An 11,278-nucleotide genomic window follows, 5' to 3' on the forward strand; every position below is an offset into this window, starting at 1 on the left:
GTGCTCCTCGTCTCGACGGTGGTCCGAGGAGGAGAAGGCGGGACGCCGGCCGCGTGTTCCCCGGACCGGCCCGCGCGCGACGTCAGGCCAGCCACTCCTTGACCTGCGAGACCAGGCCCGGCTGGTCGCCGTCCAGGGCCGCGGGGACGATGCTGAGCGTCGTCACGCCGGCCTCGGCGAAGGCGGCGATGCGCTCCTGCACGTACGAGGCAGGACCGACGAGGTTGGCCGCGCGGAGCCACTCGAGCGGCACCTCCGCCTCGGCCTCCTTCTTCTTGCCGTTGAGGTACAGGTCCTGGATGCGGGTGGCCTGCTCCTCGTAGCCGTACGCCCGGGCGACGTCGTTGTAGAAGTTCTTGCCGCGCGCGCCCATGCCGCCGACGTACAGCGCGAAGTGGGGGCGGGCGAAGTCGAGGACGGCGTCCGCGGTGGCGGTGTCCTCCGTGACCGACAGGACGCCGCCGGCGGTGACCTCAAGAGGCCCGAGGGCCGGGTCGCGCTTCTCGGCGCCGGCGCGCAGGGCGTCGCCCCAGACGCGGTCGGCGCGCTCGGGGTGGAACAGCGTCGGGATCCAGCCGTCGGCGATCTCGGCGGTCTGCCGGACCGACTTCAGGCCCAGCGCGGCGATCCAGATCGGGACGGAGTCGCGCTCGGGGTGGGTGAGGATCTTCAGGGGCTTGCCGAGGCCGGTGCCCTGCCCCTCCGGCAGCGGGAGCGGGTAGAGGCCCTCGTTGGTGAGCACCTCGCGCCGCATGCCGCGGCGGAGCAGCCCGACGATCTCCCGCAGGCGTGCCAGCGGCTTGTCGTAGGGCACGCCGTGGAAGCCCTCGATCACCTGCGGTCCGCTGGCCCCGAGGCCGAGGATCGCGCGGCCGCCGGAGACGTTGTCGAGGCCGGCGGCGGTCTGCAGCAGCGCGCTGGGCGTGCGGGAGTAGATGTTCACGATGCCCGAGCCGATCTCGACGGTCTCGGTGCGGGCGGCCAGGTAGCCCATCAGGGTGGGGGAGTCGAAGCCGTAGGCCTCCGGGACCCACAGGACGTCGAGCCCGGCCCTCTCGAGGGCGGCCACGTCGTCGGCGGCCTCCCGGGGGTTGCCGGCGTACATGAGCTGGAGGCCGAGCTTCACAGGTCCACCTTGTCGGAGAGGGCTTGGTCGAGGGCGGCGGTCAGGTCCTCGGCGTACGAGGTCGTGAGGTGACCGGGGTCGCGGTAGGTGACGGTCGAGCCGACGACCGCGGGGCACTCGTCGTCCACGCAGAGCCACGCGTACGGGTTCAGGTAGGGCACGCGCTGGGACCAGGCGACCCGCTTCGTCGTGTCGGCCACGAGCGTCGTGCGGTCGTACGGCGTGCCGAGGCAGGAGCCCAGGTCGACGTCACCGCTGGTCAGGCACTCGGCGGGGTCGATGTCGAGCTGCGGGACGTCGCCCAGCACGAGCAGCTGCGAGGTGAGCGGCTCGAGGGTGCGCAGGCGCTCGTCGATGCCGACCCTGACCGCCTCCGCGACGCCCTCGTCGTCGTCGACGTACTCGCCGTCGACGTAGACGCCCTTCGGCGGCGCGGTGCTGGCGACGATCGTCAGGTCGGGGGCGAGCTCCTCGACCTGGGAGTCGACCCAGTCCTGGAACTCGTTGCACTCGGGCCACGGGTCGGGGGAGCCCTGGACCGTGGTGACCACCCGGGCGGCGGTGCACCGCGGCTTGACCAGGTAGTAGGCGGTGTAGCCGCGCTCCTCCGCGATGGCCTGGATGGCGGGGATCCACGCCCGGGCGTGGGAGTCGCCGGTCAGCACCAGCGTCCTGTCGCCCTCGGTGTCGCCCTGCGGGCACAGCTCGCGCAGGTCGTTGTCGAGGTAGTCGCACTCGACGGGCGCGATGGCGTCGCGGATGTCGAGCAGGTCGGGGGTGAGCTCGCTCGGCACCGGGTCGCCGTCGCGGGCCGCGGCCACCGACGCCCTGACCAGCGCCCTGGCCTCGGCGTCCGGGGACACCTCGGGCGGCTCCTCACCCGGGGGTGCGCTGGGCTCGGGGGCGGTGATCGCCGGGGCGTCGCCGGCCTCGGCGGCCCAGTTCACGTAGCCCCAGCCGACGGTGCTGCTCGCCACGACCAGGACGATCGAGGCGGGGTAGAGGACCAGGCCGCGGGGCAGGCGCGCGCGCAGCCGCAAGGGAGCCCCGGGACGCCGGCGCTCGGCGAGCGGTGCGCGGAACGGCTGCTCGACGTAGCGGTAGGTCAGCGCCGACAGGCCGAACGTCGCCGCGACGGCGACGATGCTGCCGAACACGCCGAGCGGACGGCCCAGGGCGCTCGCCGGGATGATGAGCAGCGGCCAGTGCCAGAGGTAGAGCGAGTACGACCAGTCGCCGATCACCCGCATGGGGGAGACGGCGAGGACGCGCGTGGGCCACGGCGGCGCCTCGCGGAGGCGCAGCCCGGCCACCAGCAGCATGGCCGTGCCGACCACCGGCGGCATCGCGGCCAGGCCCGGGAACGGGGTCGAGGAGTCGTAGGCGACCGCCGGGACCAGGATCGCCGCCAGGCCGACCGCGCCCACGGCGGTGCGGCCGCGCGTCGAGAGCCGGTCCGCCACCGCCGGGCCGACCAGGGCGGCGAGGGCGCCGAGCGACAGCTCCCAGATGCGGGCCGTGGTGGAGAAGTACGCCGCCTCCGGCTCGACGCTGGTGGTGACCAGCGACCACACCAGGCTGAGCGCCGTGACCACCACGAGCAGCCAGAACACCGTCAGGCGCGGCAGGCCGCGGCGCGCGTCGGGGCCCTGGCGGTGGCGGTGCCAGATCAGCGCGGCCAGGATCAGCAGCGGCCAGACGAGGTAGAACTGCTCCTCCACCCCGAGCGACCAGTAGTGCTGCAGGGGGCTCGGGGTGAGGCCGTCGGCGAAGTAGTCGGTGCCCGTCTCGGCGAAGCGCAGGTTGGCGACGAACAGCCCCGCCCACACAGCGTCCACCAGGATCGTCTCGACCTCGATGAGGCTCAGCCACGTCATCGAGGCGAGCAGCGTCGCCACGATGACGACCGTGGCCGCGGGCAGGATGCGGCGGGCCCGCCGTACGTAGAAGGTGCGGAGCGAGATCGTCCCGTGGCGCCCGACGTGGCGGAACAGCAGGCGGGAGATCAGGAACCCGGAGATCACGAGGAAGACGTCGACGCCGAGGTAGCCGCCGGAGAACGGGCCGAGGCCCGCGTGCGCGCTGATGACGAGGAGGACGGCGAGGGCCCGCAGGCCCTGGACGTCGCCGCGCAACGCGGAGCCCGTCGGTGCCGGGGCGGCCGGACCGTCGCCGCGCGGGGCGCTCGGGTCCTGCTGCGTCGTGCTCGCGCCCACGTGTCCCGCCCGTCCGTGCCCCGCCCCAGAGTCGCCCGTCGGGAGTGGACGGGCTGGTCGAGTTTATCAACGCGACGCGGACTACGATCGGTGGTTGATGAGCGTGGACTGGTGCGACCTGTGCGAGCTGCCGAAGAGCCAGTGCCCCCACGGGGCACCCCCGCCCCCGCCCCGTCCGGCGAAGGAGGCGACGCCCGTCCGCACCCGGTCGGTGCGCTCCACCTCGGCGGGCGCCCGCGGCTCCGCGACGAGCGCCGCCCCGGCCGCCCCGCGGCCGCCGGCGAAGCCCCGGACCCCGCCCGGCCGGACGCCGCAGACGGAGTTCCGCAAGCACCTGCTCGCCGTCCTCGCGACGTACCCGGTGGCGGCCGAGCGCGACGCCGTCCTCGACGAGATGGGCGAGCGGATGACCCTCACCACCCAGGACAGGGGCATCACCGCCGACGGGCAGGTCCGCTGGCGCCGGGCGGCGATGAAGGAGCGCGCGGCCATGGCCGAGGAGGGCCTCGTCGCCTCCGAGGGCCACGCGCTGTGGGTCCTCACCGCCACCGGACGCTCGCTCGCCGCCGAGCTGGCGGAGGAGGAGTCGGGGTCGGAGGAGTCCGGGGACTCCCAGGGCTGACGTCGAGTCGGCCCGAACGCACGTCGTGGGGACGCCGAGTCGGCCTGAACGCACGTCGTGGGGACGCCGAGTCGGCCCGAACGCACGTCGTGGGGACGCCGAGTCGGCCCGAACGCGCGTCGTGGGGACGCCGAGTCGGCCCGAACGCACGTCCTGAGGGCCCGCGTGCGGGTCGGTACGGGGTCAGTTCGGGCCGACTCGGCGTGTGGGGCGTCTGTTCGGGCCGACTCAGCGTGTGTACGGCGTCCGTTCGGGCCGACTCGGCGTGTGTGGGGCGTCTGTTCGGGCCGACTCGGCTGATCCGTCAGACAGCCAGGCCCTCGACGACCTCGGCGCCGGGGAGGTCGGCGAGCAGGTCACCGGGCATGAGCAGCTTCGAGTGGCGGACGCCGGAGCCGAGGACGGCGACCTCCATCGAGAGGCAGCGGTCGTCGACGAACAGCCGCCACCCGGAGGGCAGGCCGAGCGGGGTGATCCCGCCGTGCTCCATCCCGGTCTCCTCGACGGCCCGGTCCATCGGCAGGAACGACGCCTTGCGGACGTCGAGGAGCCGCTTCACGGCGGTGTTGACGTCGACCCGGGTGTCGGCGCGGACGACGCACGCGGCGACCCTCTCCTCCCCGCCGCGACGACCGGCGACGACGAGGCAGTTCGCGCCGGCCTCCATCGGGACCGCGTAGGCCTCGGACATCGCGGCGGTGTCGGCCAGCCCGGGGTCGATCTCGACGACGGCGGTGCGCTGCGAGCCCGCCCAGCGGACGAGGGCGGCGCCGACGGGGTCGGCCAGCAGGCCCGGGTGGTCGAGCACCGGCAGCGAGGTCAGGCCGTCGATCCGCGGAAGGCTCATCCGGACATCATCGGCCATTCACGGAGGCGTCACCGCGCGGACCACCTGCCCCGGTCCCCTGGATGTCGTGAGCGTCTCCGACGTCCTTCCCCTCACGCCCGTCGCCGGGCGGCGCACCGCGGGCCTGCTCGCCGGGCGCGCCGACAGCCTCGTCGTCACCCCGGCGGTGGTCGGCCACCGCGGCGCTTCCGGCTACCGCCCGGAGCACACCCTCGAGGCCTACCGCACCGCCATCCGCATGGGCGTCGACGACGTCGAGCTCGACCTCGTCACGACCGCGGACGGCGTGCTGCTCGCCCGGCACGAGAACGAGCTGTCGCTGACGACCGACGTCGCCGAGCACCCGGAGCTGGCGGGGCGCCGCACCACCCGCGAGGTGGACGGCGTCGAGGTCACCGGCTGGTTCGCCGAGGACCTCACCGCCGCCGAGGTCGCGACCCTGCGGGCCCGGGAGCGGAGCCCCCGGATGCGCCCCCACAGCGCGACGTACGACGGCCGGGAGGGTGTGCCGACGCTCGAGCAGGTCCTCGTCGCGGTCGCCGAGGAGTCGACCCGCGCGGGCCGCAGCGTCGGCGTGATGCTCGAGCTCAAGCACTGCGCGCACCTCGCCGCGCGCGGCGTCGACGTGGTCGGGCCCCTGCTGGACACGCTCCGGCGCCACGGTCTCGACCACGCCCGCTCCCGGGTGACGCTCATGTCCTTCGAGGTCGACGTCCTGCGTCGCCTCGCCCCGCTGACCCGGGTGCCGCTGCTGCAGCTGGTCGACCGCCTCGACCGGCGTCCCCCCGACCTCGCCGCGGCCGGCGAGCCCACGACGTACGCCGACCTCGTCAGCGCCGAGGGCCTGGCCGAGGTCGACCGGTACGCCGACGGGCTGGGCGTGCACAAGGAGCTGGTGCTGCCGCGCCACGAGGACGGCACGTCGGCCGGGGTCTCCGAGCTGGTGCGCGACGCCCACCGGCGGTGGCTGACCGTGCACGTCTACACGGTCCGCGCCGAGAACCGCTTCCTGCCCGTCGAGGCCCGCTCGAGCGACGACCCCGACGAGCGGGGGTACGTCGGCGCGGAGGTCCGGGCCCTGCTCCGTGCGGGCGTCGACGGCCTCATCTGCGACCAGCCGGAGGACGCGCTCGCCGCCCGCGACGCGCTGCTGTAGACCCGACCGCGGCCCGGCGCCGGACGGCCCCGGGCGTTCACCCGGAGGTCTGGACCCCGTCACCGCGGTGGGGCACGATCCGAGCCATGACGACTCGGGTCCACCTCCGCCCCGCCCTGCTCGGCTCCCTCGGCGCCGGCCTCGCCCTCGCGGTGACCGCCGGCCTCACGCCGTCCGCGGTGGCCACCACCGACGCCCCCGACGGCGCCGGGAACGACGCGTACGTCGTCGCCCCGAGCGACGCGGAGCGCCGCAGCGCGGCCGACACCTCCGCGCGCCGGGCGCAGGCCGAGCAGGTCCGCCGGCCGCTGGTCGTCGCCCACCGCGGCGCCTCCGGCTACCGGCCCGAGCACACGCTCGCGGCGTACCAGCTGGGCATCCGGATGGGTGCGGACTACATCGAGCCCGACCTCGTCGCGACGAAGGACGGCCGGCTGGTCGCCCGCCACGAGAACGAGATCAGCGGCACCACCAACGTCGAGGACGTCCCCGAGTTCGCCGACCGCGAGACCACGAAGTCGATCGACGGCGTGGCCGTCACCGGCTTCTTCACCGAGGACTTCACCCTCGCCGAGCTGAAGACCCTCCGCGCCGAGGAGCGGCTGCCCGACGTCCGCCCCGACAACACCCGCTACGACGGCCGGTTCCAGATCCCGACCTTCGAGCAGGTCCTGCGGATGGTCCGCGACCACAACGAGAAGCCGGGCCGCGACGTCGGCGTCTACATCGAGACGAAGCACCCGACCTTCTTCGACTCGATCGGCCTGTCGCTGGAGGAGCCGATGCTCCGCGCGCTGCGCCGGTTCGGCTTCGAGGAGCCGGGCTCGAAGGTCTTCCTGCAGTCGTTCGAGACCGGCAACCTGCAGGAGCTCGACACGATGACCGACCTGCCGCTCGTGCAGCTCATGAACAACACGGGCGCGCCGTACGACCTCGTCGTGAAGGGCGACCCGCGCACCTACGAGGACCTCGCGTCCCGTCGCGGCCTGCGCGGCGTCTCGACGTACGCCGACGGTGTGGGCCCGGAGAAGTCCCTGGTGATCCCGCGCAACCCGGACGGCTCCGCCGACCGTCGTACGGCGCTCGTCGGCGACGCGCACGAGTTCGGCATGCTCGTCCACGTCTTCACCATCCGCGACGAGAACCAGTTCATGGCCACCGACTGGCGCCGCGGGACCGACCCGGACGCCAAGGGGAACGTGTTCGGCGAGATCACGTCGTACCTCGAGGCCGGTGTCGACGGCTTCTTCGCCGACTACCCCGACTCCGGCGTCGACGCCCGCGACGCCTGGGTGGCCTCGAACCGCTAGAAGCCCGGACCCTCCTGCTTCGGCAGCACGGCCCACAGCACGACGTACAGGATCGCGACGGTGCCGAAGCCGAACACGACGCCCAGCACGGTGGCGGCGCGGATGATGTTGACGCTGACGTTCGTGCGGGCGGCGATGCCGGAGCACACCCCGCCGAACCAGGCGGTGTCGGAGCGTCGGACGAGTGCAGCCATGTGAATCCCTCCCAGGAATCGCGAGCGTCCATGGTGGCAGGCGGAGGTGAACGACGTCGCCACTAGTGTGCGGCCGTGGAGACGTTGCGCCTTGTCCTGCTGTTCCTGCACATCCTCGGCTTCGCGGCCCTCATCGGTGGCCTGCTGAGCCAGGTCCGCTCCGACGAGAAGAAGGTCCTGCCGATCATGCGGGACGGCGTCGGGACGGCGTTCGTCACCGGGCTCGGCCTGGTGGGGGTGCTGGAGGCCGGCGACGGCGACGTCGACCACGTGAAGATCGGCATCAAGTTCGCGGTCGGCCTCGTGCTGCTCGTGCTGGTGATGGCCAACATGCGCAAGCCCACCATCCCGAACGGGCTCTTCTGGGGCCTGCTGGCGCTGTCGGTCCTCAACGTGGCCGTCGCCGTCTTCGTCTCCCCGACCCACGTGACGGAGGTCCCCGCGTGAGCACACCCGAGCAGGTCCCCACGATCGACCACGTCGTCGGCGGCGCGCGGCGTCCCGCGAGCGACGGCACGACCCGCGAGATCCGCTGCCCCGCGGACTCCACGCTCGTCGCGACCGTCGCCGAGGGCACCGCGGACGACGCCGAGGCGGCGGTCCTCGCCGCCCGCGACGCCTTCGACAACACCCACTGGCCCTGGACGCCGACCCCGGAGCGCGCGGCGGTCCTCACCCGGGTCGCCGACCACCTCGAGCGCGACCTCGAGACCGTCGCCCGCCTCGAGGCCCTCGACACCGGCAAGCGGATCGTGGAGGCGCGCATCGACATGGCGGACGTCGTGTCGGTGCTCCGCCACTACGCCGCCGTCGGGCAGGGGGAGGCGGGCCGCGTCGTCGACACCGGCGTCCCCGACATCTCCAGCCGCGTCGTGACCGAGCCCGTCGGGGTGTGCTCGCTCATCACCCCGTGGAACTTCCCGCTGCTGCAGACCTCCTGGAAGGTCGCGCCCGCGCTGGTGGCCGGCAACACGTTCGTGCTGAAGCCGAGCGAGCTGACGCCGTCCACCGCGTCGTGGCTCATGGACGCCCTCGCCGAGGCCGGCCTGCCGGACGGCGTCGGCAACCTCGTCCTCGGCGCCGGCGACCGCGTCGGCCCCACGCTCACCGGGCACCCCGGCGTCGACCTCGTCTCCTTCACCGGCGGCGTCGTCACCGGCCGGCGGATCATGGCCGCCGCCGCGCCCACCGTGAAGAAGATCGCCCTCGAGCTCGGCGGCAAGAACCCCAACGTGGTCTTCGCGGACGCCGACCTCGAGGCCGCCCTCGACATGGCGCTGACCGCGGTCTTCCTCGACTCCGGCCAGGTCTGCTCCGCCGGCGCGCGCCTGGTGGTCGAGGAGTCGATCCACGACGAGTTCGTCGACGAGCTCGTCCGCCGCGCGGGCGAGATCCGCCTGGGCGGCCCCTACGACCGCGACGCCGAGACGGGGCCGCTCATCAGCAGCGCGCACCGCGACAAGGTCGAGGCGTACGTCGCCGCCGGGGTGGCCGAGGGCGCCGTCCTGCGCGTCGGCGGGGAGCGCCCGACGGGGGAGTCCTACGACGACGGCTGGTTCTACCCGCCGACCGTCCTCGACGGCTGCTCGGCGGACATGTCCTGCGTGCAGGACGAGTCCTTCGGCCCCGTGCTGACCGTCGAGACGTTCTCCGGGGCGACCCGCGAGGAGGCGGAGCAGGCGGCCGTGTCGATCGCGAACGACACGATCTACGGCCTCGCGGGCGCCGTGTGGACCTCCGACGCCGGCCGCGCCGAGCGCGTCGCGGCCCGCCTGCGGCACGGGACGATCTGGATCAACGACTACCACCCGTACGTGCCTGCCGCCGAGTGGGGCGGGTACAAGCAGTCAGGCATCGGGCGCGAGCTCGGGCTGGCCGGGCTCGCCGAGTACCGCGAGACCAAGCACATCTGGCACCACACCCGGCCCGTGCCGCAGCAGTGGTTCGGCGGACAGGAGAAGAACGAGTGAGCGAGCGGTTCGACTACGTCATCGTCGGCGGGGGCTCCGCCGGCTGCGCCCTGGCGAACCGGCTGAGCTCCGATCCGCGGACCACCGTCCTCGTCCTCGAGGCCGGGCGCTCGGACAACCGGCTCGACCCGTTCATCCACATGCCCGCCGCGCTGCCCTACCCGATCGGCAACCGGCTCTACGACTGGAAGTACGACAGCGAGCCCGAGCCCCACATGGGCGGCCGCACGGTCTACCACGCGCGCGGGAAGGTGCTCGGCGGGTCGTCGTCCATCAACGGGATGATCTTCCAGCGCGGCAACCCGCTCGACTACGAGCGCTGGGGCGCCGACGAGGGCATGGAGACGTGGGACTACGCCCACTGCCTGCCGTACTTCAAGCGCATGGAGACCCGCCTGCTCGAGGACGGGACGTCGGGCGCCGACGCCTGGCGGGGCGGCTCCGGGCCGCTGGTCACCGAGAAGGGACCCGCGACCCGCGCGATCTTCGGCGCGTTCTTCGAGGCCGTCCAGCAGGCCGGTTACCCGCTGACCGACGACGTCAACGGCTACCGCCAGGAGGGCTTCGCGCCCTTCGACCGCAACGTCCACCGCGGACGCCGGCTCTCGGCCGCCCGCGCCTACCTGCACCCGGTCCGACGCCGCAAGAACCTCGTCGTCCGCACGCTCGCGCAGGTCACCGGCCTGCGGACGACGGGCAGCGGCGACACGACCCGCGTCACCGGCGTCGACTACCTCCGCGGCGCCGCCGGGCGGGGGGCGCGGCGCAGCGTGGACGCCGGCGAGGTCATCCTCTGCGGCGGCGCGATCGGCTCCCCGCAGCTGCTGCAGCTCGCCGGCATCGGCCCGAGCGGGGTGCTCGGCGCCGCCGGCGTCCGCACCCTCGTCGACCTGCCCGGGGTGGGGGAGAACCTCCAGGACCACCTCGAGGTCTACATCCAGCACGCCGCCAAGCAGCCCGTCTCGATCGCGCCATGGCTGGCGCACCAGCACAAGCCGCGCATCGGCGCGGAGTGGCTGTTCCTGCGCAGCGGTGTCGGCGCCTCGAACCACTTCGAGGCCGGTGGCTTCGTGCGCTCGAACGACCGCGTGGCGTACCCGAACCTGATGTTCCACTTCCTGCCCATCGCCATCCGGTACGACGGGTCGCGGCCCGCGGAGAGCCCCGAGCCGGGCGGCCATGGCTACCAGGTGCACATCGGACCCATGTACTCCGACGTCCGCGGCCACCTGCGCATCCGGTCGTCGGACCCGATGCAGCACCCGGCGCTGCAGTTCAACTACCTGTCGACCGAGAACGACCGGCAGGAGTGGATCGAGATGGTCCGCGCGGCGCGGAACATCCTGGAGCAGCCGGCGTTCGCGGCGTTCAGCGCGGGCGAGATCTCGCCCGGGCCGTCGGTGGAGACCGACCAGGAGATCCTCGACTGGGTCGCGAAGGACGCCGAGACCGCGCTGCACCCCTCGTGCACCGCGGCGATGGGCACCGGCCCGCAGTCGGTGGTCGACCCGCTGACCATGAAGGTGCACGGCGTCGAGGGCGTCCGCGTCGTCGACGCGTCGGTGATGCCGTACGTCACCAACGGCAACATCTACGCCCCGGTCATGATGCTCGCCGAGAAGGCCGCGGACCTGATCATGGGCAACCACCCGCTCCCGGCCCTCGACGTCCCCTTCTACCGCCACGGCGCCGGCATGCCGCTGTGGCCCGAGGGCGACCCCCGCAACAACGAGGTCGTCCCGGGCACGGTGCACGGCTGACGCAGCCGAGCGCCGGGTGGGCGAGGGGTGGCCGGCGGGGAGGGACGGTCACGGTTCTGGGACAGGTGGGCCCAGGG

General features: G+C 73.5%; 10 protein-coding genes. 6 read left to right on the forward strand and 4 right to left on the reverse strand.

Going from position 1 to position 11,278, the window contains the following annotated elements; translation table 11 throughout:
• Nucleotides 1-82: 82 nt before the first annotated feature.
• Nucleotides 83-1,126, reverse strand: coding sequence for an LLM class F420-dependent oxidoreductase (locus tag MJ876_RS07155; protein WP_240235553.1), 1,044 nt, complete (start codon nucleotides 1,124-1,126; stop codon nucleotides 83-85).
• On the reverse strand, nucleotides 1,123-3,342 hold the full coding sequence (locus MJ876_RS07160; RefSeq protein WP_240235554.1) for an acyltransferase family protein: 2,220 nt from the start codon (nucleotides 3,340-3,342) through the stop codon (nucleotides 1,123-1,125). Before MJ876_RS07160 ends, MJ876_RS07155 begins: the two co-directional genes overlap by 4 nt.
• Before the next feature lie 97 nt (nucleotides 3,343-3,439).
• Here MJ876_RS07160 and MJ876_RS07165 point away from each other — a divergent pair, with 97 nt between their 5' ends.
• Complete coding sequence (locus tag MJ876_RS07165; RefSeq protein ID WP_240235555.1) at nucleotides 3,440-3,964, forward strand: hypothetical protein; 525 nt, start codon at nucleotides 3,440-3,442, stop codon at nucleotides 3,962-3,964.
• Between the two features lie 304 nt (nucleotides 3,965-4,268).
• Here the strand turns inward: MJ876_RS07165 and MJ876_RS07170 are convergent, their stop codons facing one another.
• Nucleotides 4,269-4,811: a YbaK/EbsC family protein gene (locus MJ876_RS07170; protein ID WP_240235556.1), complete on the reverse strand. Its 543-nt coding sequence runs from the start codon at nucleotides 4,809-4,811 to the stop codon at nucleotides 4,269-4,271.
• Between the two features lie 67 nt (nucleotides 4,812-4,878).
• Between MJ876_RS07170 and MJ876_RS07175 the strand changes: the two genes are divergently transcribed.
• Both MJ876_RS07175 and MJ876_RS07180 read left to right on the forward strand, forming a co-directional pair.
• On the forward strand, nucleotides 4,879-5,967 hold the full coding sequence (locus tag MJ876_RS07175) for a glycerophosphodiester phosphodiesterase family protein (RefSeq protein ID WP_240235557.1): 1,089 nt from the start codon (nucleotides 4,879-4,881) through the stop codon (nucleotides 5,965-5,967).
• An 86-nt stretch (nucleotides 5,968-6,053) separates the two neighbouring features.
• Nucleotides 6,054-7,277, forward strand: coding sequence for a glycerophosphodiester phosphodiesterase (locus MJ876_RS07180; protein WP_240235558.1), 1,224 nt, complete (start codon nucleotides 6,054-6,056; stop codon nucleotides 7,275-7,277).
• On the opposite strand, the gene MJ876_RS07185 is transcribed toward MJ876_RS07180, so the two are convergent.
• Nucleotides 7,274-7,471 carry a PspC domain-containing protein gene (locus tag MJ876_RS07185; protein ID WP_240235559.1) on the reverse strand — a complete coding sequence of 66 codons (198 nt, stop codon included), beginning with the start codon at nucleotides 7,469-7,471 and terminating at the stop codon, nucleotides 7,274-7,276. The genes MJ876_RS07180 and MJ876_RS07185 overlap by 4 nt on opposite strands.
• A 75-nt stretch (nucleotides 7,472-7,546) precedes the next feature.
• Between MJ876_RS07185 and MJ876_RS07190 the strand changes: the two genes are divergently transcribed.
• From MJ876_RS07190 to betA, 3 genes are read left to right on the forward strand one after another with little or no spacing between them, the layout of a single operon-like run.
• The gene (locus tag MJ876_RS07190; protein ID WP_240235560.1) at nucleotides 7,547-7,918 is read left to right on the forward strand and encodes a hypothetical protein; all 372 of its coding nucleotides are present in this window, start codon (nucleotides 7,547-7,549) and stop codon (nucleotides 7,916-7,918) included.
• Nucleotides 7,915-9,441 (forward strand): aldehyde dehydrogenase family protein, encoded by a 1,527-nt coding sequence (locus MJ876_RS07195; RefSeq protein WP_240235561.1) that lies wholly within the window; start codon nucleotides 7,915-7,917, stop codon nucleotides 9,439-9,441. The genes MJ876_RS07190 and MJ876_RS07195 overlap by 4 nt, the downstream gene beginning before the upstream one ends.
• Nucleotides 9,438-11,201, forward strand: a complete 1,764-nt coding sequence (gene betA / locus MJ876_RS07200; RefSeq protein WP_240235562.1) for a choline dehydrogenase — start codon at nucleotides 9,438-9,440, stop codon at nucleotides 11,199-11,201. The genes MJ876_RS07195 and betA overlap by 4 nt, the downstream gene beginning before the upstream one ends.
• Nucleotides 11,202-11,278 lie beyond the last annotated feature (77 nt).

Source organism: Nocardioides sp. CFH 31398, from assembly GCF_022436705.1.
Lineage (GTDB): Bacteria > Actinomycetota > Actinomycetes > Propionibacteriales > Nocardioidaceae > Nocardioides.

Bases quoted from the DNA above. Each gene is read 5' to 3' on its own strand.
- MJ876_RS07185 (WP_240235559.1), bottom strand. From the start codon at position 7,471: ATGGCTGCACTCGTCCGACGCTCCGACACCGCCTGGTTCGGCGGGGTG.
- MJ876_RS07165 (WP_240235555.1), top strand. From the start codon at position 3,440: ATGAGCGTGGACTGGTGCGACCTGTGCGAGCTGCCGAAGAGCCAGTGC.
- MJ876_RS07180 (WP_240235558.1), top strand. From the start codon at position 6,054: ATGACGACTCGGGTCCACCTCCGCCCCGCCCTGCTCGGCTCCCTCGGC.
- MJ876_RS07170 (WP_240235556.1), bottom strand. From the start codon at position 4,811: ATGAGCCTTCCGCGGATCGACGGCCTGACCTCGCTGCCGGTGCTCGAC.